The organism is Janthinobacterium sp. GW460-12-1-14-LB5 (assembly GCF_059423585.1).
Window position 1 is genome coordinate 144,166 of record NZ_JBWKYD010000005.1, and the last position, 23,012, is coordinate 167,177.

21 protein-coding genes and 1 other RNA gene are annotated in these 23,012 nt (G+C 62.1%); 15 read left to right on the forward strand and 7 right to left on the reverse strand.

The window, feature by feature from the left end; all coding sequences use genetic code 11:
• Positions 1 to 118: 118 nt before the first annotated feature.
• From AC07X6_RS06635 to AC07X6_RS06660, 6 genes are all read right to left on the reverse strand, one after another.
• Positions 119 to 538 carry a hypothetical protein gene (locus AC07X6_RS06635; RefSeq protein ID WP_494790451.1) on the reverse strand — a complete coding sequence of 140 codons (420 nt, stop codon included), beginning with the start codon at positions 536 to 538 and terminating at the stop codon, positions 119 to 121.
• A 463-nt stretch (positions 539 to 1,001) separates the two neighbouring features.
• Positions 1,002 to 1,362, reverse strand: a transfer-messenger RNA (tmRNA) gene (gene ssrA / locus AC07X6_RS06640).
• 91 nt (positions 1,363 to 1,453) lie between these two features.
• Positions 1,454 to 2,158, reverse strand: a complete 705-nt coding sequence (locus AC07X6_RS06645) for an HAD family hydrolase (RefSeq protein ID WP_494790452.1) — start codon at positions 2,156 to 2,158, stop codon at positions 1,454 to 1,456.
• Between the two features lie 68 nt (positions 2,159 to 2,226).
• Positions 2,227 to 2,922: a bifunctional 2-polyprenyl-6-hydroxyphenol methylase/3-demethylubiquinol 3-O-methyltransferase UbiG gene (ubiG, locus tag AC07X6_RS06650; RefSeq protein ID WP_230538500.1), complete on the reverse strand. Its 696-nt coding sequence runs from the start codon at positions 2,920 to 2,922 to the stop codon at positions 2,227 to 2,229.
• 127 nt (positions 2,923 to 3,049) lie between these two features.
• Entirely contained in the window at positions 3,050 to 3,760 is a 711-nt protein-coding gene (gene ompA / locus AC07X6_RS06655) for an outer membrane protein OmpA (RefSeq protein WP_071078971.1), read from the reverse strand.
• A gap of 176 nt (positions 3,761 to 3,936) precedes the next feature.
• Positions 3,937 to 4,152, reverse strand: coding sequence for a hypothetical protein (locus AC07X6_RS06660; protein WP_230538499.1), 216 nt, complete (start codon positions 4,150 to 4,152; stop codon positions 3,937 to 3,939).
• A gap of 220 nt (positions 4,153 to 4,372) precedes the next feature.
• Between AC07X6_RS06660 and gyrA the strand changes: the two genes are divergently transcribed.
• The 15 genes from gyrA to AC07X6_RS06735 all read left to right on the forward strand — a co-directional run bounded on the left by gyrA (position 4,373) and on the right by AC07X6_RS06735 (position 21,344).
• Complete coding sequence (gene gyrA / locus AC07X6_RS06665; protein ID WP_494790453.1) at positions 4,373 to 7,051, forward strand: DNA gyrase subunit A; 2,679 nt, start codon at positions 4,373 to 4,375, stop codon at positions 7,049 to 7,051.
• Between the two features lie 156 nt (positions 7,052 to 7,207).
• On the forward strand, positions 7,208 to 7,792 hold the full coding sequence (locus tag AC07X6_RS06670; RefSeq protein WP_230538497.1) for a DUF2059 domain-containing protein: 585 nt from the start codon (positions 7,208 to 7,210) through the stop codon (positions 7,790 to 7,792).
• A gap of 24 nt (positions 7,793 to 7,816) precedes the next feature.
• Positions 7,817 to 8,908, forward strand: coding sequence for a 3-phosphoserine/phosphohydroxythreonine transaminase (serC, locus tag AC07X6_RS06675; protein WP_494790454.1), 1,092 nt, complete (start codon positions 7,817 to 7,819; stop codon positions 8,906 to 8,908).
• 83 nt (positions 8,909 to 8,991) lie between these two features.
• Positions 8,992 to 10,062: a prephenate dehydratase gene (gene pheA, locus AC07X6_RS06680; RefSeq protein ID WP_474295303.1), complete on the forward strand. Its 1,071-nt coding sequence runs from the start codon at positions 8,992 to 8,994 to the stop codon at positions 10,060 to 10,062.
• 44 nt (positions 10,063 to 10,106) lie between these two features.
• Positions 10,107 to 11,213, forward strand: coding sequence for a histidinol-phosphate transaminase (hisC, locus tag AC07X6_RS06685; protein WP_494790455.1), 1,107 nt, complete (start codon positions 10,107 to 10,109; stop codon positions 11,211 to 11,213).
• Positions 11,214 to 11,217: 4 nt separating this feature from the next.
• On the forward strand, positions 11,218 to 12,123 hold the full coding sequence (locus AC07X6_RS06690; protein ID WP_474295307.1) for a prephenate dehydrogenase: 906 nt from the start codon (positions 11,218 to 11,220) through the stop codon (positions 12,121 to 12,123).
• Positions 12,124 to 12,138: 15 nt separating this feature from the next.
• The gene (gene aroA / locus AC07X6_RS06695) at positions 12,139 to 13,494 is read left to right on the forward strand and encodes a 3-phosphoshikimate 1-carboxyvinyltransferase (protein WP_494790456.1); all 1,356 of its coding nucleotides are present in this window, start codon (positions 12,139 to 12,141) and stop codon (positions 13,492 to 13,494) included.
• A 16-nt stretch (positions 13,495 to 13,510) separates the two neighbouring features.
• Entirely contained in the window at positions 13,511 to 14,179 is a 669-nt protein-coding gene (gene cmk, locus AC07X6_RS06700; RefSeq protein ID WP_494790457.1) for a (d)CMP kinase, read from the forward strand.
• Positions 14,180 to 14,298: 119 nt separating this feature from the next.
• Entirely contained in the window at positions 14,299 to 16,011 is a 1,713-nt protein-coding gene (rpsA, locus tag AC07X6_RS06705; protein ID WP_071650172.1) for a 30S ribosomal protein S1, read from the forward strand.
• A 20-nt stretch (positions 16,012 to 16,031) separates the two neighbouring features.
• The gene (locus tag AC07X6_RS06710; RefSeq protein ID WP_008446215.1) at positions 16,032 to 16,337 is read left to right on the forward strand and encodes an integration host factor subunit beta; all 306 of its coding nucleotides are present in this window, start codon (positions 16,032 to 16,034) and stop codon (positions 16,335 to 16,337) included.
• 236 nt (positions 16,338 to 16,573) lie between these two features.
• On the forward strand, positions 16,574 to 16,876 hold the full coding sequence (locus tag AC07X6_RS06715) for a LapA family protein (RefSeq protein WP_076567441.1): 303 nt from the start codon (positions 16,574 to 16,576) through the stop codon (positions 16,874 to 16,876).
• A 46-nt stretch (positions 16,877 to 16,922) separates the two neighbouring features.
• Positions 16,923 to 18,098 (forward strand): lipopolysaccharide assembly protein LapB, encoded by a 1,176-nt coding sequence (lapB, locus tag AC07X6_RS06720; RefSeq protein WP_494790458.1) that lies wholly within the window; start codon positions 16,923 to 16,925, stop codon positions 18,096 to 18,098.
• An 82-nt stretch (positions 18,099 to 18,180) separates the two neighbouring features.
• Positions 18,181 to 19,548, forward strand: a complete 1,368-nt coding sequence (locus AC07X6_RS06725) for a UDP-glucose dehydrogenase family protein (protein WP_474295312.1) — start codon at positions 18,181 to 18,183, stop codon at positions 19,546 to 19,548.
• Positions 19,545 to 20,498, forward strand: a complete 954-nt coding sequence (gene rfaE1, locus AC07X6_RS06730; protein WP_474295314.1) for a D-glycero-beta-D-manno-heptose-7-phosphate kinase — start codon at positions 19,545 to 19,547, stop codon at positions 20,496 to 20,498. The genes AC07X6_RS06725 and rfaE1 overlap by 4 nt, the downstream gene beginning before the upstream one ends.
• 165 nt (positions 20,499 to 20,663) lie before the next feature.
• Entirely contained in the window at positions 20,664 to 21,344 is a 681-nt protein-coding gene (locus tag AC07X6_RS06735; RefSeq protein ID WP_494790459.1) for a ComEA family DNA-binding protein, read from the forward strand.
• 100 nt (positions 21,345 to 21,444) lie between these two features.
• Here AC07X6_RS06735 and AC07X6_RS06740 read toward each other — a convergent pair whose 3' ends face one another.
• A complete protein-coding gene (locus tag AC07X6_RS06740; protein WP_494790460.1) occupies positions 21,445 to 23,010 on the reverse strand; it encodes a phospholipase D family protein in 1,566 nt (521 codons plus the stop codon).
• Between the last annotated feature and the right edge of the window lie 2 nt (positions 23,011 to 23,012).

Below are 23,012 nucleotides of genomic sequence, written 5' to 3' on the forward strand. Positions count from 1 at the left end.
GCGGGGATTGCCGCTGTGATTTCGGTTTCGATTTTTCGACGGGGCTGACGTATTGGGGGCGCGGCGGGCGGTGTCGCAGGTGGGCAGCAGCAGCGGGGCGGCGGCAGCCCTTTGATGGTCACCGGGTACGCCTAAAAGCCTTGCGGATGGCTTGTTCGATGGGGCGGTCTATCAGCGCCAGGACGATGACCACGACAGCGGTAACAATCAGTCCCTCCAGTAAATCAGACCCCGGAAAAAGTTGTTGATTGGCGATGGCGTCAGGCACTGTTGCACGCTTCCACAGAAGGAGCACCAGGGCCGCGCCAGCGGCGAGCAGCATCGCCGGTCGACGATGCTGCAAGCGGGTGATTTGCCCCATCAGCAGCAGCGCGATACCCCACGCAAAAGGATAGAAGCCGTGGTCGAACAAGATCATGCGTTCATCGTAGTAGGCGCCGGTGTACCAGGCAAAACGGGAGAAGCCGAAAAGACCATAGGCGACGAGGACCACGGCGAGTGCGAGGAAACTGGAGGAAAGCAGGCGAGCAATTTTCATGGTTGGGATTTCTCTGCCTATGCTTTGAGATCGCGCCGCCATGGCTTGTCGCGGTCACCCTTGCGAATGATTTCACCTGCCGTGAAAATTCAGGTTTTCGGAATTGGTAAATATAGCATATTTACTAATTTCCATATTGGCTTGGTGCCTGGCCATGACCCGTTTCAAATCCCAGTAAGTGAGGGGCAGGAGCGAGGGGCAGGTCCGGCATTCGCACACAGCCTGAGCAACTAAGTTTGTCGTTAGGAAAAACCGCCTGCGGCGTAAAACCTGGCCAGACGAATCGGAGAGGGTTGCGCTTGCAAGCGCAACCCGGTTGTGCGGCGCCGAGCTGCGCTCGCCGAAGGCCCCGCACAACCCCCGCGCCCGTACCGGACGCGGATTCGACGCCCGCGCTCTGCATGCATGGAATAAATGAAAAGGGCCTCCCCGCCAAAACGGGGAAGCCCTTTTATTTATTCAGTGGTGGAGACGGCGGGAATCGAACCCGCGTCCGCAAGCACTCCACAGACAGTTCTACATACTTAGCACTATCATTTAATTTAACTCAGCCAGCACGGATGTGCACGTTATGGGCAAGCGAGTTACCTATTATTTAGTCGGACGCTAAGTAACCCAGCATACGACGAGTCCCTGTAAATGACTCTAGAGCTTTTGACGGCCCACCCCAGGGACGAGGTGTTCTAGAGCTAACAGCGATTAAGCTGCCAGTGCGTACGAGTTATCGTTTGCAGTTAAGTTTTTTCAGGTTGTATTTACGAGGTAGCCCGCCCTCGGTATGCCCTGCGCTGCTTTGCAACCCACGTCGAAACCAGGTCGTCCCCACAGAACCTTCATTGTAGCGCAATCTGCCCACTCTTGCATGATGCATTCGCAGTAATGGATATAAGGCCAGGCAGACCCAGCTTCAAGCCATCAAGCCGCCAGCTGCCGCTCCTGCGCCGCCTTCACCACAGTACTCACCAGCTCGAGCAGCGCCTGCGGCGTGTCCAGCAAATGGTCGGCGTTCCAGTGCTGCGGTTCGACGGGGCCGCAGTAGCCCCAGGCGCAGGCCACCGTGCGCATGCCGGCGGCGCGGCCGGCCTGGATGTCGCGCAGGTCGTCGCCCACGTACCAGCAGTCTTGCGGCGCCAGGTCCAGGCGGCGCGCCGCTTCCAGCAGGGGGGCGGGGTGCGGCTTCGGGTGCGCCATGGTGTCGCCCGAGATCACGCAGCCGGCCGCGCCCAGGCCGATCTGGCCGACCAGCGGGTCGGTGAAGCGGGCGGCCTTGTTGGTGACCACGCCCCAGGCCAGGCCTAGCGCTTGCAGGCCTTCCAGCAGGGCGGGGATGCCGTCGAACAGACGGCTTTCCACGGCCAGGGCCGCTTCGTAATTGTTCAGGAATCCGTCTTTCAGGGCTTCATAGCCGCTTTCGCCGGGTTGGACGCCGTACGACGCGCCGATCATGCCGCGCGCGCCGGCCGAGGCGGTGGGGCGCAGGATGTCATACGGGGTCGGCGCCAGGCCGGCGCGCGCGCGCAGCAGGTTGATGGCCGCTGCCAGGTCGGGCGCGGTGTCGGCCAGGGTGCCGTCGAGGTCGAACAGGATGGCGCGCGGGGCTGGCAGAGGGTCTGTGATCATGGCGGGCGAAGTGTGTCAAGTAAGAATGAAAAATGGCGGCCGCAGCCGCCTGGTATTGTGCGTGATGGTTACAACGGCCGGGTGCAGGCCACCAAATAATTGACGCTGGTATCGCTATTAAGTGAGTAAATCTTGGTCAGCGGATTGTAGCCCATGCCGCGCATGCTGTTGACGTCCAGGCCGGCGCTGCGCACGTATTGCGACAGCTCGGCCGGGGTGATGAATTTGTCGTAGTCGTGCGTGCCTTTCGGCAGCAGGCGCAGCAGGTATTCGGCACCGAGGATGGCGAACAGGTACGCTTTCGGGTTGCGGTTCAGGGTCGACAGGAAGACGTGGCCGCCCGGTTTCACCAGCGTGGCGCAAGCCTTGACGATGGCGGCGGGATCCGGCACGTGTTCGAGCATTTCCATGCAGGTCACGACGTCGTACTGGCCCGGCTCTTCCTCGGCCATGGCTTCGGCGGCGATCAGCTTGTAGCGTACCTTGGCGCCCGATTCCAGGCTGTGCAGGTCGGCCACTTTCAGGGCCTTGTCGGACAGGTCGATGCCCGTCACGTCGGCGCCCTTGCGGGCCATCGATTCGGCCAGGATGCCGCCGCCGCAGCCGATGTCGATCACGCGCTTGCCGGCCAGCGGCACTTTCGCGTTGATCCATTCCAGGCGCAGGGGGTTAATTTCGTGCAGGGGACGAAACTCGGAAGTGGGGTCCCACCAGCGGTGGGCCAGCTCACTGAATTTTTGGATTTCGAGAGGGTCGGCGTTCATAGGTCGAATAATAGCGGCAATTTTACAATTGGGCAGCCACGGACGAAAAAAAACCCCGCCATGGCGGGGTTTTTCATGCTGTCCTTGACTTGCGCGATGTCTTGCGGCAAGTCCAGGGGCTCAGCTATTACTTGTTGCGGGTACCAACAACTTCGATTTCCACGCGACGGTTTTTCGCACGGCCTTCGGCAGTTTTGTTGTCAGCAACAGGTTGTTTTTCGCCTTTGCCTTCGGTGTACACGCGGTTGCTTTCAACGCCTTTGGAAACCAGGTAGGCTTTGACAGCATCAGCACGACGTACCGACAGTTTTTGGTTGTAAGCATCGGTGCCGACGGAGTCGGTGTGACCCACAGCGATGATGACTTCCAGGTTGATGCCGCCCAGTTGTGCGGACAGCTCGTCCAGCTTGGCTTTGCCTTCTGGCTTCAGCGTAGCTTTGTCGAAATCGAAGAAGGCATCAGCAGCGAAGCTGACTTTTTCCGAGGTAGGAGCAACGACGACTGGTACTGGTACGACAACGACTGGTGCCGGTGCTGGTACGACTGGTGCTGGAGGAGCCACGCATTTGCCGTCTTGCAGGGTTTCTGGCTCTACGCACAGTGGCACGTCGCAACCTGGCACTGCGTCAGCAGGTGTCCAGTAGCCGGTACGCCAGCACAGACCGAATGGGTCACGCACGATGACGCCGCGGGCATCTTGCACGTAAGCGCTTTTTGGGCTTGGTGCTTTGATGTCAGTGGTAACTGGCGCGAATGGTGGGGAGGTTGGGGTTTGGGCCGAAGCCGAGCCAGCAATCACTGCGGATGCAGCGAAAAACAGCGTTACAAATTTATTCATTCTTTTTTCCTTTCGGGGGGTGATATCCGCAGAACAACACTGCGCTACTGGTGCTACGTGCCAAGATTTTATCATGTAGACCATATGCGCTCGTTTCAGATTGCGAAACTAGCAATTAACTTCTCAGTCATTTTGCCACACGCATCAGGGGCGCACGACCGTGGTTAAATCAAAGCTTACCCGATTTTAGACCGCACGTTGTTTTTGCGCAACGAAAATGCCCATTTGTAACGCATCTGTAACAATTGATCGGTTTTTTTGCCTCTTTTAAGGGCAGGCGTCTTGAACTGGTATTGCCATTGTGCATTATCGACAGGCCGGCGTGCACGCTCCCGGTGCAAACTGGCAATATTGCCGGTCTGGCCAATTTGTACAGGTAACAGGGCGCGCATGCTAAAATCGTGCGCTTGACTGTCAAGAGTGTGAAGCAAATGCCCGCGGCGGCGCTACCGCCCGGGATGGTTTGTCAGGCACTCTGCGACATGGACGCCGGGCCGCGCCAGCAGCGCGCAGTGCGGCATCCACGACGACAGCCACCCAGGATATGCAGTATTGCGTCATACATTGCGTAACAGATAAGTTAACCACAGCCTGAGATCAGTCGAACCGCCAATGGATCAATTCGCAAAAGAAACAATTCCTATTTCCCTCGAAGAAGAGATGCGCAAGAGCTACCTCGATTACGCCATGAGCGTGATCGTCGGCCGTGCCTTGCCCGATGCGCGCGATGGCTTGAAGCCAGTGCACCGCCGCGTCTTGTTCGCGATGCATGAAATGAATAACGTGTGGAACCGCCCTTACGTCAAGTGCGCCCGCGTGGTCGGCGAAACCATGGGTAAATACCATCCCCACGGCGATGCCTCGATCTACGACACCTTGGTGCGCATGGCGCAGGATTTTTCGCTGCGCTACATGCTCGTCGATGGCCAGGGCAACTTCGGTTCCGTCGACGGCGACGGCGCCGCGGCGATGCGTTACACCGAGTGCCGCCTGGACAAGATCGCCAGCGAGCTGCTGGCCGATATCGACAAGGACACCGTCGACTTCCAGCCCAACTACGACGGCAAGGAAAAGGAGCCGACGGTCTTGCCGACGCGTATCCCGAACCTGCTGATCAACGGCTCGTCCGGTATCGCCGTCGGCATGGCGACGAACATTCCGCCACACAACATCACCGAAGTGATCGACGGCGCGCTGCACGTGCTGCGCAACCCGGAATGCACGATCGATGAATTGATCGAGATCATTCCCGCCCCCGATTTCCCTACCGCCGGCATCATCTATGGCGTGTCGGGCGTGCGCGACGGCTACCGCACGGGCCGCGGCCGCGTGGTGATGCGCGCCAAGACCCACTTCGAAGAATACGGCAAGGATGGCGGCCGCATCGCCATCATCGTCGACGAGCTGCCCTTCCAGGTCAACAAGAAATCCTTGCTGGAACGCATCGCCGAAAACGTGCGTGACAAGAAGCTGGACGGCATTTCCGACATCCGCGACGAATCCGACAAGTCGGGCATGCGCGTGGTGATCGAGCTGAAACGGGGCGAAGTGCCGGAAGTGGTGCTCAACAACCTGTACAAGCAGACCCAGTTGCAGGATACCTTCGGCATGAACATGGTGGCCCTGGTCGATGGCCAGCCGAAGCTGCTGAACCTCAAGCAGATGCTGCAATGCTTCCTGTCGCACCGCCGCGAAGTGGTCACGCGCCGCACCGTGTTCGAATTGCGCAAGGCGCGCGAACGCGGCCACGTGCTCGAAGGTCTGGCTGTCGCGCTGGCCAACATCGATGACTTCATCGCCATCATCAAGGCCGCGCCGACGCCGCCGATCGCCAAGGTCGAGCTGATGGCCAAGGCCTGGGATTCGTCCGTCGTGCGCGAAATGCTGGCCCGCACGGGCGACGGCACGACGCCGGGCGGCGTGGACGCCTACCGTCCGGAAAACCTGCCGAAGCACTACGGCATGCAGGCCGATGGCCTGTACAAGCTGTCGGACGACCAGGCGCAGGAAATCTTGCAGATGCGCCTGCAGCGCCTGACGGGCCTGGAACAGGACAAGATCGTCAATGAGTACAAGGACGTGATGGAACATATCGCCGACTTGCTCGACATCCTGGCCAAGCCGGAACGCGTCACCGTCATCATTACCGATGAAATGACCCTGGCGAAGAACGAATACGGCGCCGGCAACAAGGACGTGCGCCGCTCGCAGATCGAGCTCAATGCGACCGACCTGGAAACGGAAGACCTGATCACGCCGCAAGACATGGTCGTGACCCTGTCGCACACCGGCTACATGAAGGCGCAGCCGATCACCGAATACCGCGCGCAGAAGCGCGGCGGCCGCGGCAAGCAGGCCATGGCGACCAAAGAGGAAGACTGGATCGACCAGCTGTTCATCGCCAATACGCACGACTACATCCTGTGCTTCTCGGATCGTGGCCGCATGTACTGGCTGAAGGTGTGGGAAGTGCCGCAAGGCTCGCGCAATTCGCGCGGCAAGCCGATCGTCAACATGTTCCCGCTGCAGGACAACGAAAAGATCACCGTGATCCTGCCGCTGTCGGGCGAGAACCGCACGTTCCCGGAAGACCATTACGTGTTCATGTCGACCAGCCTGGGCACCGTCAAGAAGACGCCGCTGAAGGACTTCAGCAATCCACGCAAGGCCGGCATCATCGCGGTCGACCTGGACGACGGCGACTTCCTGATCGGCGCGGCGCTGACGGACGGCCAGCACGACGTGATGCTGTTCTCCGATTCGGGCAAGGCAGTGCGCTTCGACGAAAACGATGTGCGTCCGATGGGCCGCACGGCGCGCGGCGTGCGCGGCATGAACCTGGAAGAAGGCCAGCACGTGATCGCCCTGCTGGTGGCCGAGAACGAGCAGCAGTCGGTGCTGACGGCCACGGAAAACGGCTACGGCAAGCGCACGCCGATCACCGAGTACACGCGCCATGGCCGTGGCACGAAAGGCATGATCGCCATCCAGACCAGTGAGCGCAATGGCAAAGTGGTTGCCGCGACCCTGGTCGATGCCAGTGATGAAATCATGCTGATCACCACCGGTGGCGTCTTGATCCGCACCCGCGTGTCGGAAATCCGCGAGATGGGCCGCGCGACGCAGGGCGTGACCCTGATCGCCGTGGAAGACGGCACCAAGCTGTCCGGCCTGCAGCGCGTGGTGGAGACGGATATCGACGAAGTCGAGCTGACGACGGAGGCGGACGCCGCGCCTGCGCCGGCAGCGGCCGAACCAGCCGATCCTGTCGACCCGGCCCAGCCGGAGTAAGATGATTGGGGCTCTTTCGGGAGCCCCAATTGCTATTGGCGTGCCTTTTCCTGGCGCCGCCAGCACAATTTCGTAGGTCGGCTTAGCCCGTCGGGCGTAAGCCGACATGCATCGCCGACAGTGCCCTTTTACCAGTCAATCAACATCCCGCATGCCATGAGAAAAATCGTCGCCACCTTCTTCGCCGCGTTTTCGCTGGCCTTCCTTGCCACCCTGCCGGCCCTGGCCCAGAGCACGCAAGCCACGCCCGCCCGCCAGGCGGCGCCCAGCCCCGCCATGAAGGTGGCCGTGCGGCGCATGCTCGACGCGATGCAATTCCCGCAGCTGACGCGCAACATCTTCGACCAGATGCTGCAATCGGTGCCCGCCATGATCCGCCAGTCGGCGCAGCAGCAAATCAGCAGCAACCCGAACCTGGACGAGCAGCGCAAGGCGCGCGCGCTGGCCAGCGCCGAGGAGGAGATCCCCGTCGCCATCGCCACCCTGACGCAGGTGCTGGCCGACCCGACCCTGATCGATGATCTGAGCGCCGAAATGGTGCCCCTGTACGCGCGCTTTTACACGGTGCAGGAAGTCGAGCAGCTGACGGCCTTCTACAAGACGCCGCTGGGCCGCAAGATGCTGGCCACCATGCCGCAACTGTCGGCCGAGTCGATGGCCATCAGCCAGCGCGTGCTGATCCCGCGCGTGAATGCCGTGCTTGACCAGGTCATGCGGGCGGCCACGCAGCCGCCCCAATAATTTCATTTTATTAAGGACCGTATCGTGACCCATATCTACAACTTCTCCGCCGGCCCCGCCGTCCTGCCCAAGGAAGTGCTGGCGCAAGCGGCGGCCGAGATGCAGGACTGGCATGGCAGTGGCATGTCGGTGATGGAAATGAGCCACCGTGGTCCCGAATTCATCTCCATCTACAAGCAGGCGGTGGCCGACCTGCGCGAGCTGCTGGCCGTGCCCGAGAACTATAAAATCCTGTTCCTGCAGGGCGGTGGCCTGGGCGAGAACGCCATCATCCCCATGAACCTGGTGGGTCTGGCCGCGCAGCAGCCGGCCACCATCGACTTCGTGCATACGGGCTCGTGGTCGGGCAAGTCGATCCAGGAAGCGGGCAAGTATGCCAACGTCAACGTGGCCGCGTCGTCCAAGGCTGCCCATTTCACGGGCGTGCCGCCCGTCGCCGAATGGCAGCTGACGCCGGGCGCCGCCTACCTGCACATCTGCACCAATGAAACCATCGACGGCGTGGAATTCCAGCAGGCGCCGAATGTCCCCGCAGGCACCACCATCGTGGCCGACATGTCTTCGCACATTCTGTCGCGCGTTATTGACGTATCGCAATATGGCGTCATTTTTGGCGGCGCGCAGAAAAATATCGGCCCGGCCGGCCTGACCCTGGTCATCGTGCGCGAAGACTTGCTGGGCAAGGCGCTGCCGATCTGCCCGTCCGCTTTCGACTGGACCATCGTGGCCGAACATGAGTCGATGTACAACACGCCGCCCACCTATGGCATCTATATCGCCGGCCTGGTTTTCCAGTGGCTCAAACGCCAGGGTGGCGTTGCAGCCATGGAACAGCGTAATATTGAGAAAGCGGCGCTGCTGTATGCGGCGCTCGATGCGGACGATTTCTACCAGAACCGGGTTGACCCCGCATACCGCTCGCGCATGACCATCCCGTTCTATCTGCGCGACGAAAGCTTGAACGACGCATTCCTGGCCGGCGCCAAGCAGCGCGGCCTGCTGCAACTGAAGGGCCACAAGTCCGTCGGCGGCATGCGTGCATCGATCTATAACGCGATGCCGATCGAGGGCGTGCAAGCCCTGGTCACCTATTTGAACGAGTTTGCCGGACGCTGAGTCGCTTGACCGACCGCGCCGGCCCGCCGCCGGCGCAGGCCGCGCGGCAATGATTGAAGTACAGCTGACGAAACAAACCAACCATGACCGATAAATTGAAACCGCTGCGCGAACAGATCGATGCCATCGACGCGCAAATCCTCGAACTGCTGAACCGCCGCGCGCAGATCGCCCAGCAAGTGGGCCACGTGAAGGCCGAAACCCAGGCGCCCGTATTCCGCCCCGAGCGCGAAGCGCAGGTGCTGCGCGGCGTGGCCGAGCGCAATCCCGGCCCCATGGGCGACCGCGAAGTGCAGACCATCTTCCGCGAAATCATGTCGTCCTGCCGCTCGCTGGAAAAACGCGTCACTGTCGCCTATCTTGGCCCGGCAGGCACCTTCAGCGAACAGGCCGTCTACCAGCAGTTCGGCAGCGCCGTCGAAGGTTTGCCGTGCGCCTCCATCGACGAAGTGTTCCGCTCCGCTGAAGCGGGAACGGCGGATTTCGGCGTGGTGCCGATCGAAAATTCCTCGGAAGGCGCCGTCAACCGCACCCTGGACATGATGCTGCAGACTAGCCTCATCATCAGCGGTGAAGTCGCGATTGCCGTGCACCACAGCCTGATGACGAAGAGCGGCAACATGGATGGCGTCACTGCCATTTGCGCGCATTCGCAGGCGCTGGCGCAGTGCCAGGTGTGGCTGAACCAGAATTATCCGCACGTCGAGCGCCGCGCCGTGGCCTCGAACGCCGAGGCGGCGCGCCTGGCCGGCGAAGACGGCACGGTGGCGGCGATCGCCAGCGAACTGGCGGGCGCGCAGTACAAGCTGGGCGTGGTCAAGGGCCACATCCAGGACGACCCGCACAACCGCACGCGCTTTGCCGTTGTGGGCACCTTGCAGACGGCGCCGTCGGGCAAGGACCAGACCTCGCTGGTATTGGCCGTGCCGAACAAGGCCGGCGCCGTGTATCAGTTGCTGGCGCCCCTGGCCAGGCACGGCGTGTCGATGACGCGCTTCGAGTCGCGCCCGGCGCGCATGGGCAGCTGGGAGTATTATTTCTATGTCGACGTGGAGGGCCACGTGCATGACGCGGCCGTCGCCCAGGCGCTGGCCGAGCTGCAGAGCAACGCGGCGTTTTTCAAGGTGCTGGGGTCGTATCCGGTCAGCCTGTGAAGTTGTAGCGATTCTTACAATCACCCACTTTTTTAAAGAACACCATGTCTAAAAATATCGGTCCAGAATACGTCCGCGCCATCGCCCCTTACCAGAGCGGCAAACCGATCGCGGAAGTCGCGCGCGAATTCGGCCTCGACGAGGCAGCCATCGTCAAGCTGGCGTCGAATGAAAACCCGTACGGCATGCCGGAATCGGCCAAGCAGGCGATGATCGCCGCCATCGATGACCTGGGCCGCTACCCGGACGCCAACGGCTTTGACTTGAAGGCCGTGCTGTCGAAACGCTACGACGTGCCGGCCGACTGGATCACCCTGGGCAACGGCAGTAACGACATCCTGGAAATCGCCGCGCACGCGTTTGTCGAGCACGGCCAGTCCGTCGTGTACTCGCAATACTCGTTCGCCGTGTACGCGCTGGCCACGCAGGGCCTGGGCGCGCGCCACATCGTCGTGCCGGCGCAAGCCTACGGCCATGACCTCGACGCCATGGCGGCGGCGATCGCCGACGATACGCGTCTGGTCTTCATCGCCAACCCGAACAACCCGACCGGCACCTTCCTGACGGCCGCGCAGCTGGAAGCCTTCCTCAAGAAAGTGCCTGCGCACGTCGTCGTCGTGCTGGACGAGGCCTACAACGAATTCCTGTCGGCCGACGACCAGTACGAGTCGACGGCGTGGGTACGCCAGTATCCGAACCTGGTGGTGTCGCGCACCCTGTCGAAGGCGTATGGCCTGGCCGGCCTGCGCATCGGCTTTGCCATCGCCCAGCCGGCGCTGACGGACCTGATGAACCGCATCCGCCAGCCATTCAACGTCAATTCGCTGGCGCAGGCGGCAGCGATTGCCGCCCTGAACGACAAGGCCTTCCTCGAGCAAAGCGCGCGCAACAACGCGGCCGGTTACCAGCAGTTCACGGAGGCGTTTACGCAACTGGGCCTGGAATACGTGCCGTCGCATGGCAATTTCGTGCTGGTGAAGGTGGGCGACGACGACGGCGCCGGCGCGCGCGTCAATCTGGCGCTGCTCAAGCAGGGCGTGATCGTGCGCCCCGTCGGCAGCTACGGCTTGCCGCAATGGCTGCGCATTTCCATCGGCCTGCCGCAGGAAAACGCCATCTTCATCGCCGCGCTGACGAAAGCGCTGGCCTGACGATATGACGACGCCTGCACTGAACAAGGTCGTCATTTTCGGCGTGGGCCTGATCGGCGGCTCGTTCGCGCGCGCCCTGAAGCACGCGGGAGCCGTCGCCACGGTGGTCGGCATGGGCCGGTCGCCGGCATCGATGGCGCGCGCGCTTGAACTGGGCATCATCGACGAAATCGGCGGCGACATGGCGCAAGCCATGGCGGGCGCCGATCTGGTGCTGCTGGCCGCGCCCGTGGCGCAGACGGGTGCCATCCTCGCGTCCATCGCGCCGCACCTGCAGCCGGGAACCATCGTCACCGACGCGGGCAGCACGAAAAGCGACGTGGTGGCGGCCGCGCGCGCAGCACTTGGTGGCAAGGTGGCGCAATTCGTGCCCGGCCACCCGATCGCGGGACGCGAGACGAATGGCCCTGACGCGGCCATCATTGACTTATATCAAGGCAAGAAAGTGGTGCTCACGCCGCTGGCGGAAAACGCCGCGCCCGACGTGGAGCGGGTGACGGCCGCCTGGCGTGCCTGCGGCGCCATCCTGCACACCTTGAGCCCCGAAGAGCATGACAAGGTGTTTGCCGCCGTCAGCCATCTGCCGCATTTGCTGGCCTTTGCGCTGGTCGACGACATCGCCAACAAGCCGCACGCGGGCCTGCTGTTTCAATACGCGGCCAGCGGCTTTCGCGACTTTACGCGCATCGCCGGCTCATCGCCGGAAATGTGGCGCGACATCAGCCTGGCCAACCAGCCGGCGCTGCTGCACGAACTGGACGCCTACCTGGCGCAGTTGACGACCTTGCGCGCCCACCTGGCCGCCAACGACGGCGCCGCCATCGAGGGCGTGTACGCGAATGCCCAGCACGCGCGGCAGCAATGGATAGAGGCGATCGAAACGGCGGAAGCGCCCGCGCCCACACAATAATTGAAGGATTCCAGCATGACCCAGATCAAGCACTACCCCCACCATATCGATTTGAAGCCGGTGATGCACGTCGAAGGCACGGTGCGTTTGCCCGGCTCGAAAAGCATTTCCAACCGCGTGCTGCTGCTGGCCGCGCTGGCCAGGGGCACGACGAAAATCATCGATTTGCTCGCTTCCGACGACACCTTCGTCATGCTGACGGCCCTGACGTCGCTGGGCGTCAAATGGACGCAGGATGAATTGACGGGCGACCCGGCCACTGCCCACCAGGTGCACCACGTGGAAGGCTGCGGCGGCGTGTTCCCGCACCACGCGGCGGACCTGTTCATGGGGAACGCCGGCACGGCGATCCGCCCGCTGACGGCGGCGCTGGCCGTGATCGGCGGCGACTACACGCTGCATGGCGTGTCGCGCATGCACGAGCGCCCCATCGGCGACCTGGTCGACGCGCTGAACGCCGTCGGCACGCAAATTGAATACACGGGCGAGCAGGGCTTCCCGCCACTGCGCATTCGCCGCGGTCACATCCACGCGCAGCGCATCGCCGTGCGCGGCAACGTGTCGAGCCAGTTCCTGACGGCCTTGCTGATGGTGGCGCCGCTGATGGCGCGCGACCATGCCGTGACCATCGATGTCACGGGCGAGCTGATTTCGAAGCCGTACATCGAGATCACCCTGAACCTGATGCGCCGTTTCGGCGTGACGGTCGAGCATGACGGCTGGCAGTCGTTTACCGTGCAGCCGGGCCAGCAGTATCAAAGCCCGGGCACCATCCACGTGGAAGGCGACGCCTCGTCGGCCTCGTATTTCCTGGCGGCCGGCGCCATCGGCGGCGGTCCCGTGCGCGTGGAGGGCGTGGGACGCGACAGCATCCAGGGCGACGTGCGCTTCGTCGAAGCCTTGCAGCAGATGGGCGCGACCATCACCATGGGCGAGAACTGGATCGAGGCCCGTTCGAACGGCGTGCTGAAAGCCGTCGACATGGACTTTAATCACATCCCCGACGCGGCCATGACGATCGCCGTGGCGGCCCTGTACGCGGACGGCACCTCGACCTTGCGCAATATCGCCAGCTGGCGAGTGAAGGAAACGGACCGCCTGGCCGCCATGGCGACGGAATTGCGTAAACTCGGCGCCGAAGTGGAAGAGGGCGCGGACTATCTGCGCGTGACGCCGCCGGCGCAAATTGCCGCTGCCACCATCGACACGTATGATGACCACCGCATGGCCATGTGCTTTTCGCTCGCCGCGCTCGATGGCGCCGCGCGCCGCGGCAACGAGATGCGCATCAACGACCCGAAATGCGTGGCCAAGACCTTCCCCGAGTATTTCGCCGCATTCGCGGGGATTGCCAAAGACACCTTGATTTAATTGATTGTTTAATACTATGCCAACCTCCAACATCCCAGTCATCGCCATCGACGGCCCCACCGCTTCCGGTAAGGGCACGGTGGCCCATCGCGTGGCCGACAAGCTGGGCTTTCATTACCTGGACTCGGGCGCGCTGTACCGCCTGACGGCCTTGAGCGCGCTGCGCCGCGGCACCGACTTGCGCGACGAGCACGCGCTGGCCAAGCTGGCCGAGCATTTGCCCTGCCATTTCGCGGGCGGCGAAATCCTGCTGGCGCAGGAAAACGTCACCGAGCAGATCCGCGCCGAAGAAGTGGGTAATACGGCGTCGAAAATTGCCGTATTGCCAACGGTTCGCCATGCCCTCGTGGGCTTGCAGCTGGGTTTCCGCAAGACGCCGGGCCTGGTGGCCGACGGGCGCGACATGGGCACGGTGATCTTCCCGCATGCCCAATTGAAGGTCTTTCTCACGGCCAGCGTCGAGGCGCGCGCGCAACGGCGCTACAAGCAATTGATAGACAAGGGTTTTTCTGCTAATATGGAAGACCTTCTGATGGATTTGCAGGCGCGGGACGAACGTGATACTCACCGTGCGATTGCGCCGCTGGTCCCCGCGGAAGGGGCGCATGTCCTCGATACGTCGGAAATGACGGCAGATGATGCCGTCGAAACCGTGTTGAAATGGTATGCGTCAGTTGCAAAATAGTGTGATTACTATGCTATGTGGTGCCCGTTGACGGCTCCTGGCCTGTCCGGGTGTGTCAAAAACCTAACCCAGTTTAAGTCGCATCGTGCGATCTCTGCTGGATAACCTGTGTGAACCCTATGTCTACTGTTACAACTAACGAATCTACCGGTATGGAAAGTTTTGCTGCGCTCTTCGAGGAATCGTTGTCGCGTCAAGATATGCGCTCCGGCGAAGTTATTTCCGCTGAAGTCGTGCGCCTCGACCACAATTTCGTGATCGTCAACGCCGGCCTCAAATCCGAAGCATTCATCCCTGTCGAAGAATTCAAGAACGACCACGGCGAACTGGAAGTCAAAGTTGGTGACTTCGTTTCCGTGGCGATCGAATCGCTGGAAAACGGTTTCGGCGATACCATCCTGTCGCGCGATAAAGCCAAGCGTCTGGCTTCGTGGCTGGCTCTGGAAAAAGCGATGGAATCGGGCGAAATCGTCGTCGGTACCGTTAATGGTAAAGTCAAAGGCGGTCTGACCGTGTTGACCAACGGCATCCGCGCATTCCTGCCGGGTTCGCTGGTTGATACCCGTCCTGTCAAAGACACCACCCCATTCGAAGGCAAAACCCTCGAATTCAAGGTCATCAAACTGGACCGCAAGCGTAACAACGTGGTTCTGTCCCGCCGCGCCGTCATCGAAGCTTCGATGGGCGAAGAGCGTCAGAAACTGATGGAAACGCTGAAAGAAGGCACGGTCGTGACCGGCGTCGTCAAAAATATCACCGACTACGGCGCGTTCGTGGATCTGGGCGGTATCGATGGCTTGCTGCACATCACCGACCTGGCATGGCGCCGTGTACGTCACCCGTCGGAAGTACTGACGGTTGGCCAGGAAATCACCGCCAAGGTCCTGAAATACGATCAAGAGAAAAACCGTGTTTCGCTGGGCGTGAAACAACTGGGCGACGATCCTTGGACCGGTCTGTCCCGTCGTTACCCACAAAGCACCCGTCTGTTCGGTAAAGTAACGAACCTGACCGACTACGGCGCGTTCGTTGAAGTGGAACAGGGTATCGAAGGTCTGGTACACGTTTCCGAAATGGACTGGACGAACAAAAACGTTGCTCCAAACAAAGTTGTCCAACTGGGCGACGAAGTAGAAGTGATGGTTCTGGAAATCGACGAAGAGCGTCGTCGTATCTCGCTGGGCATGAAACAGTGCAAAGCCAATCCATGGGACGACTTCGGTGTTACCCATAAGAAAGGTGACAAAGTCCGCGGCGCGATCAAATCGATCACCGACTTCGGCGTGTTCATCGGCCTGGCCGGCAACATCGACGGTCTGGTGCACCTGTCCGACCTGTCCTGGACCGAAACCGGCGAAGAAGCCGTGCGTCGCTTCAAGAAAGGTGACGAACTGGAAGCCATCGTTCTGGCCATCGACGTTGAGCGCGAGCGCGTTTCCCTGGGCGTCAAGCAACTGGAAGGTGACCCATTCAACAACTTCGCAGCCATGAACGACAAGGGCTCGCTGGTAACCGGCACCGTTAAATCGGTTGAGCCTAAAGGCGCCGTGATCCAACTGTCCGAAGAAGTTGAAGGCTACCTGCGCGCTTCCGAAATCTCGCGCGACCGCGTTGAAGATGCTGGTACGCACCTGAAAGTCGGCGATACCGTCGAAGCCATGGTGTTGAACATCGACCGCAAAGCCCGTGGTATCCAACTGTCGATCAAAGCGAAAGACAACGTGGAAACCCAGGAAGCCATGCAGAAGATGGCAGCTACCGACAACAATGCAGCTTCGGGCACCACCAGCCTGGGCGCCTTGTTGAAAGCTAAGTTCGATAACAAGAACTAAGACTTCGCGGATACTGGCAGATGACAAAGTCCGAGCTGATCAACCGCCTCGCTGAGCGTTATTCTCAGCTGGTGGCGAAAGATGCGGAGTATGCCGTCAAGACCATTCTCGATGCGATGACCAACGCCCTGGCGACCGGTCAGCGTATCGAGATCCGCGGTTTTGGCAGTTTTGCCCTGAACAGCAGGCCCCCGCGCATCGGCCGCAACCCGAAATCCGGCGACAAGGTGATGGTGCCCGAAAAACGGGTACCCCACTTCAAGCCGGGCAAACAGTTGCGCGAGCGGGTGGACGCGATGGTCGGGCAACCGATTATCGAGGATTAATCGTCTGCTGGAAGGCGACATAGAAAGCGGCGTCCCTTGGATGCCGCTTTTTTTTGTTAATATGCTGAGAATACCTGACATAAGCTACTGCGCGTCGCGCTTTGCGGCCGGCGATGCTCACCGTGCTCGAGCACGGTTGCGCTTCTTGGCCACAAATCACTGACGCTCGCTGCGCTTCTGTCAGGCATTCCAAGGTTGTGCCATACGGGCATTTTTTGTACTTTCTGGGCGTATCGATGAAAATCATCTCCACCATCGTTGGCTGTGTTCTTTTCGTCCTGTTCTTCAGTTTTGCGCTGAAGAATGCGCAGGTTGTCGACCTGCATGTTTTCCTCAATTATGAAATTCGCGGCCCCCTGGTCCTGATGCTGCTGGGCTTTTTTGTCGCTGGCGCCAGCCTGGGCGTGCTGGCCCTGACGCCGACCGTGTTCCGTCACCGCCGCGAAGCGAGCAAGCAAAAAACCACCATTGCCGCGCTGCAGACAGTTGGCGTGCCCAGCAATGTCCAGCCGCAACCGGACAGCGTGAGCGCGCAGTAAGCGCCGTCCTCGCTCCTATCTCTCTTACTCGAATAAAAACAATCGCATGGATTTTGAACTCTGGTGGCTCTTGGGTATCCCGGTGTTTTTCGCGCTGGGCTGGATCGCCGCGCGTGTTGACATTCATCAACTGGTGTCCGAATCGCGCAGCCTGCCGCGCAATTACTTCAAGGGCTTGAATTTCCTGCTCAATGAACAGCACGACAAGGCCATCGACGCCTTCATCGAAGTCGTCAAGCTGGACCCGGAATCGGCCGATATGCATTTTGCGCTGGGTAATCTGTTCCGCCGCCGCGGCGAGACGGAGCGCGCCATCCGCGTGCACCAGAACTTGCTGGCGCGCCCGGATCTGCCGCTGGAACAGCAGGGCCATGCCGCCTACGAGCTGGGCATGGATTACCTGAAGGCGGGTTTGCTGGACCGCGCCGAAGAAACCTTCAACAGCCTGGTCGACACGCAATATGCGGCCCAGGCGCGCCGCGCGCTGCTGGAAATCTACCAGCGCGAAAAGGAATGGCCACGCGCCATCGAAGCGGCCGTGGGCTTGCAGGAATCGGGCGCCGGCGCGCGCCAGAAGGAAATCGCCCAGTTCTATTGCGAGCTGGCGCATGACGCCCTCGTGCACATGAAACCGGACGAAGCCATGCCGCTGCTGGAAAAAGCCTTGCAGACGGACCGCAAGAGCGTGCGCGCCACCATCCTGACGGGCGACGTGCTGCTGGCGCGCGGCGACGTGGAAGGCGCGCTGACCACCTGGCGCCGCGTCGAGCAGCAAAGCGTGCCGCACGTGGCCCTGGTGGCCCAGCGCCTGATGGATGGTTACACCAAGTTGAACCGTCCGCAGGAAGGCGTCAACCTGCTGCGTTCCTACCTGGAAGAGGCGTCGTCGATCGACCTGATCGAAGTCGTCTTCAAGGCCGTCATCGAACTCGACGGCGTGGAAGCGGCGAAACAGCTGGTCAGCGCGGAATTGCGCCGCACGCCGACCCTGCTGGGCCTCGATAAACTGCTGGAAGCGCGCATGATGGATGCCCCGGCCGCCATCTGGTCGGAGCTGTCGATGGTGAAAAACCTCGTGCACGGCTACACGCAGAAGCTGGCCCGCTACCAGTGCAGCCACTGCGGCTTCAAGGCGCGCCAGTTCTACTGGCACTGCCCGGGCTGCAATAAGTGGGAAACCTACCCGCCGCGCCGCACTGAAGAATTAAATGTCATGAATTGATCAATCGTACACGCCACCTTGCCTCGCGCAACGTGGCGTGTACTCGTATGTAACACCTATATTTCAGAAATACGGCACAACCATGAAAATCACCATTATCGGCACGGGCTATGTGGGCCTCGTGACCGGCGCCTGCCTGGCGGAGCTGGGCAACGACGTCTTTTGCCTCGACCTGGACGCACAGAAGGTCGCTTTGCTCAACAGCGGCGGCATCCCCATCCATGAACCGGGCCTGGAAGAAGTCGTTGCGCGCAACCGCGCCGCCGGGCGCATGACCTTTTCCACCGACGTCGAAGCGGCCGCCGCGCACGGCGTGATGCAATTCATCGCCGTCGGCACGCCGCCCGATGAAGACGGCTCGGCCGACTTGCAATACGTGCTGGCCGCCGCGCGCGGCATCGGCAAGTACATGACGGACTTCAAGGTCATCGTCGACAAGTCCACCGTGCCCGTCGGCACGGCTGAAAAAGTGCGCGCCGCCATCCAGGGCGAACTGGACGCGCGCGGCGTGGCCGCCACGTTCTCGGTGGCGTCGAACCCGGAATTCCTGAAGGAAGGCGCGGCCGTCGAAGACTTCATGCGCCCGGACCGCATCGTCGTCGGCGTCGATGCCACGCCGGACGGCGAGCGCGCACGCGAATTGCTGAAAAGCCTGTACGCGCCGTTCAACCGCAACCACGAGCGCACCCACTGGATGGACGTGCGCTCGGCCGAGTTCACCAAATATGCGGCGAATGCCATGCTGGCCACGCGCATTTCCTTCATGAATGAACTGGCGAACCTGGCCGACAAGGTGGGCGTCGATATCGAAGCCGTACGCCATGGCATCGGTTCCGACCCGCGCATCGGCCACAGTTTCCTGTACGCCGGTTGCGGCTATGGCGGTTCCTGCTTCCCGAAAGACGTGCAGGCGCTCGAGCGCACGGCGCGCGGCTACGGCCAGGAATTGCTGATCCTGCGTGCCGTCGAAGCCGTCAACGACCAGCAGAAGCAGGTGCTGGGACGCAAAGTGGTCACTCGCTTCGGCGAAGATTTGACGGGCCGGCATTTCGCCGTGTGGGGCCTGGCCTTCAAGCCGAATACGGACGACATGCGCGAAGCGTCGGCCCGCGTCCTGCTGGCGGACTTGCTGGGACGCGGCGCAACCGTGGCCGTGTACGACCCCGTCGCCATGGCCGAGGCGCGCCGCGTGCTGCAACTGGACTTGACGCCGGAGCAATTGGCGAAGGTGCGCTTTGCCGACAGTCCGAAGGATGCGCTGCAGGACGCCGATGCGCTGCTCATCGTGACGGAATGGAAAGCCTTCCGCAGCCCCGACTTCGAGCAGGTCAAGGCGCGCCTGAAGCAGGCCGTGATCTTTGACGGACGCAATCTGTTCGAGCCGGCCGTCATGGCCGAGAACGGCATCGAATACCACGGGATCGGTCGCTCGATCCTGACGCGCGCATGAGCGCCAATGAGGTGGTCGCCTTGACGGCGCCGGCCGCATTGGCCCAGGTACGCCTGCTGGTGGTGGGCGATGTGATGCTGGACCGCTACTGGTTCGGCGACGTCAGCCGTATTTCGCCGGAAGCGCCCGTGCCCATCGTGCGCATCGAGAAGCGCGAAGAGCGCCTGGGCGGCGCGGCCAACGTGGCGCGCAACGCGGCCGCGCTGGGCGCGAAGACGAGCTTGCTGGGCGTGGTGGGCGACGACGAGGCGGGCAGCCAGGTCGAGCGCCTGCTCGAAGGCGGCGGCATCCACAGCTATCTGCAGCGCGACGCGGCCATTTCCACCATCATCAAGCTGCGCGTGATCGGCCGCCAGCAGCAGATGCTGCGCATCGATTTCGAGGATGCGCCCAGCGACACGGTGCTGCGCGACAAGCTCAAGCAATTCAATGCGCTGTTACCCAGCTACGACGTGGTGATCCTGTCCGATTACGCCAAGGGCAGCCTGGTGAACGTGGCCGAGATGATCAAGGCGGCCCGCGCCGCCGGCAAGATCGTCATGGTCGATCCGAAAGGCGATGATTTCAGCCGCTATGCGGGAGCGTCAGTGCTCACTCCGAACAAGTCCGAGCTGCGCCGCGTGGTCGGCAGCTGGAGCACGGAAGAGCAACTCACGGAACGCGCGCAGCAGATGCGCGCGCAGCTGGGGCTGGACGCCTTGCTGCTCACGCGTTCGGAAGAAGGCATGAGCCTGTACACGGCCGATGACGTGCTGCACATGCCCACCGATGCGCGCGAAGTGTTCGACGTTTCGGGCGCCGGCGACACGGTGATCGCCACCATGGCGGCCATGCTGGGCGCCGGGATGGGCCTGGGCGACGCCGTGCGTACGGCCAACCGCGCCGGCGGCATCGTCGTCGGCAAGCTGGGCACGGCCACCGTCACCCGCGAAGAGCTGTTCCCGCAGTAAATTGTTGCACTACCTGCGCCGGGCCGTTTGATCTGGCGCAGGTTTTCCTGCCGTTCCGCCGTGCCGTCTTGTCAACCATATCACGCCACAGCCGTTAAAGCCGTTAAGGCGCTGTTCCTCCCTTGCGTTCGAGTCATCTTGAAACCACATCACGGAGAGATACCCATGTTCAAAAAAATACTGCTGGCCATCGCCACCCTGATCGCGACGATGGGCTTTGCCTTTGCCCAGGTCGATGTCAACAAGGCGGACCAGGCGGCACTCGACAGCGTCAAGGGCATTGGCCCCGTCACGTCGAAAGCCATCATCGACGAGCGCGCCAAGGGCGGCGCCTTCAAGGATTGGGCCGATTTCGAAAGCCGCGTGAAGGGCATCGGCCCGAAAAGCTCCGTGAAGCTGTCGGAAGCGGGCTTGCAGGTGAATGGCCAGGCCAAGTCCGGCGCGCCGGCGGCGCCCGCCCCGGCGGCGAAGGCTGCCCCGGCAAAAAAGGAAGCTGCTGTGAAGGAAGTTGCAGCGAAAGAAGCCGCACCGAAGCCAGCTGCTGCGACCGACACCGCTGCGGCGCCAGCCAAGACGGCCGCTGAAACGAAGAAAGAAGCTGCTGCAGCCAAGAAAGAAGCCAAGGCCGCTGCTGCTGCAGCCAAGAAAGAAGCCGCCGCCAAGGCAGTGCCCGCTGCAGCGCCTGCCGCCGCAGCCGATGGCGCCGCGCCAGTGAAGACGGCCGCCGAAGCGAAGAAGGAAGCTGCCGCTGCCAAGAAAGAAGCGAAGGCTGCTGCCGCTGCCGCGAAGAAAGAAGCGAAACTGGCTGCCGCCGAGGCGAAGAAAGCGGAAGCCGAGAAAAAATAAGCGTTTTGTTGTAGAGCGTGCTGCGTGGTGGTGCCGCGCAGCATGCAAGAAAGCCCCGCGTGGTACCGGCCGCGCGGGGTTTTTTTATGCGACAGCCAGTTTACAGCTGCGACTCGATCGGCAGCCAGCGCATCACGGACACCAGCATGCGGCGCCAGAAACCCGACTCCGGATCGTGCGTCCATAGCTTGGCGGGCTGCTCGGTGGCGTCGGACCAGCGCAGCGCGCCATCGTCGAGGAACAGGCGGTAGCTGGTGTCGGCCGAGGTCGAGTGCAGGAACAGGGTGCGCATGTCGGCCGCCAGCGCGGCATCGTCGAACAGCACGCCCATTTCCGTGTTCAGCTGGGCCGAGCGGGGATCGAGGTTGAAGGAACCGACGAAACCACGCCGGCCATCGACCACCACGGCCTTGGTATGCAGGCTGGCGCGGCTCGAACCCATCAGGCTGATGCGCTTGCGATGCTGCGTCTTCAATTCATACAGGTCGACGCCGCCATCGAGCAGCAGCTGGCGGTAGCGCGCATAGCCCGCATGCACGAGGGCCACGTCGGTGGCCGCCAGCGAGTTGGTCAGCACCTTGACCTGGACGCCGGCCGCGACCTTGTCGCCCAGCAGCGTGCTCAGCGCCGTGCCGGGCACGAAGTAGGGCGAAGTCAGCAGCGCTTCTTCGCGCGCCTGCGTCAGCAGGGGCAGCAGGCTGTGCATGAGCCAGTGCTCGCTGCGCTGCAGGCTGGCCACGGGCGCGGCTTTTTCCGGCGGGTCCGACAGCACCTGCACTTGCGCGCTCCAGTGCAGCCGCAGCCGGCCATCGAGGTGGGCCTGCAGCTGGCCCGTGTCGGTCAGTTGCCGCAAATACGGCGAAGCGCCCAGTTCTCCCGTCAGCGCATCGAGGCGGGCGCGCACCGCCTGCAATTCGGGCGCACCCGCGTTCTTGCCTGCATGCAAGGCACCGATGGGGAGGACGGCGCGGCTGTTCCAGAAGCGGTCGAAGATGTCGCTCGTCTGCTGCACGGCGGGGCCCACCAGCAGCAAGTCGGCATCCTGGAAATTGACTTGCTCGGCGGCATCGAAGTATTCATCGCCGATATTGCGCCCGCCGACCAGGGCGACCCTGCCGTCGACGATCCAGGCCTTGTTGTGCATGCGCCGGTTCAGGCTGACGGCGCGCAAGGCCATTTCCACGGCGCGCCACCAGATGCCGTCGCGGTTGCGGCCTGGATTGAAGATGCGCACGTCGATCAGCGGGTGGCTGTCGAGCGCGAGGATGGCGGCGTCCTGGCCCCGTGCGTTGATGTCGTCAAGCAACACGCGCACGCGCACGCCGCGGTCGGCCGCACGCAGCAGTTCGCGCACGAGCAGCCGGCCCGTGACGTCGTTATGCCAGATGTAGTATTGCAGGTCGATGCTGCGGCCCGCTTCGCGCGCGCTCAGGGCGCGCAGGGCGAACGCTTCCAGGTTGTCGTCGACCAGGGCCGTGCCGCTGTGGCCCGGGCGTTGCGCCAGTTGCGGCGCCAGCACGCGGTCGAGCAGGGTGGCATCCATCGCCACGGGCAAGGCCATCCCTGGCGCGCCCAGCGAACGCTGGGCGAAGCGCCCGTAGCTGTACAGGGCGGCGATGCTGAGCACGGCAAAAAGCGTGCCCAGCAGCAATAGTTTGACGAGCATGC

Coding starts and splice junctions, on each gene's coding strand:
- AC07X6_RS06635 (WP_494790451.1), bottom strand. CDS start 538: ATGAAAATTGCTCGCCTGCTTTCCTCCAGTTTCCTCGCACTCGCCGTG.
- AC07X6_RS06645 (WP_494790452.1), bottom strand. CDS start 2,158: ATGATCACAGACCCTCTGCCAGCCCCGCGCGCCATCCTGTTCGACCTC.
- ubiG (WP_230538500.1), bottom strand. CDS start 2,922: ATGAACGCCGACCCTCTCGAAATCCAAAAATTCAGTGAGCTGGCCCAC.
- ompA (WP_071078971.1), bottom strand. CDS start 3,760: ATGAATAAATTTGTAACGCTGTTTTTCGCTGCATCCGCAGTGATTGCT.
- AC07X6_RS06660 (WP_230538499.1), bottom strand. CDS start 4,152: ATGCGCGCCCTGTTACCTGTACAAATTGGCCAGACCGGCAATATTGCC.
- gyrA (WP_494790453.1), top strand. CDS start 4,373: ATGGATCAATTCGCAAAAGAAACAATTCCTATTTCCCTCGAAGAAGAG.
- AC07X6_RS06670 (WP_230538497.1), top strand. CDS start 7,208: ATGAGAAAAATCGTCGCCACCTTCTTCGCCGCGTTTTCGCTGGCCTTC.
- pheA (WP_474295303.1), top strand. CDS start 8,992: ATGACCGATAAATTGAAACCGCTGCGCGAACAGATCGATGCCATCGAC.
- hisC (WP_494790455.1), top strand. CDS start 10,107: ATGTCTAAAAATATCGGTCCAGAATACGTCCGCGCCATCGCCCCTTAC.
- AC07X6_RS06690 (WP_474295307.1), top strand. CDS start 11,218: ATGACGACGCCTGCACTGAACAAGGTCGTCATTTTCGGCGTGGGCCTG.
- aroA (WP_494790456.1), top strand. CDS start 12,139: ATGACCCAGATCAAGCACTACCCCCACCATATCGATTTGAAGCCGGTG.
- cmk (WP_494790457.1), top strand. CDS start 13,511: ATGCCAACCTCCAACATCCCAGTCATCGCCATCGACGGCCCCACCGCT.
- rpsA (WP_071650172.1), top strand. CDS start 14,299: ATGTCTACTGTTACAACTAACGAATCTACCGGTATGGAAAGTTTTGCT.
- AC07X6_RS06710 (WP_008446215.1), top strand. CDS start 16,032: ATGACAAAGTCCGAGCTGATCAACCGCCTCGCTGAGCGTTATTCTCAG.
- AC07X6_RS06715 (WP_076567441.1), top strand. CDS start 16,574: ATGAAAATCATCTCCACCATCGTTGGCTGTGTTCTTTTCGTCCTGTTC.
- lapB (WP_494790458.1), top strand. CDS start 16,923: ATGGATTTTGAACTCTGGTGGCTCTTGGGTATCCCGGTGTTTTTCGCG.
- AC07X6_RS06725 (WP_474295312.1), top strand. CDS start 18,181: ATGAAAATCACCATTATCGGCACGGGCTATGTGGGCCTCGTGACCGGC.
- rfaE1 (WP_474295314.1), top strand. CDS start 19,545: ATGAGCGCCAATGAGGTGGTCGCCTTGACGGCGCCGGCCGCATTGGCC.
- AC07X6_RS06735 (WP_494790459.1), top strand. CDS start 20,664: ATGTTCAAAAAAATACTGCTGGCCATCGCCACCCTGATCGCGACGATG.
- AC07X6_RS06740 (WP_494790460.1), bottom strand. CDS start 23,010: ATGCTCGTCAAACTATTGCTGCTGGGCACGCTTTTTGCCGTGCTCAGC.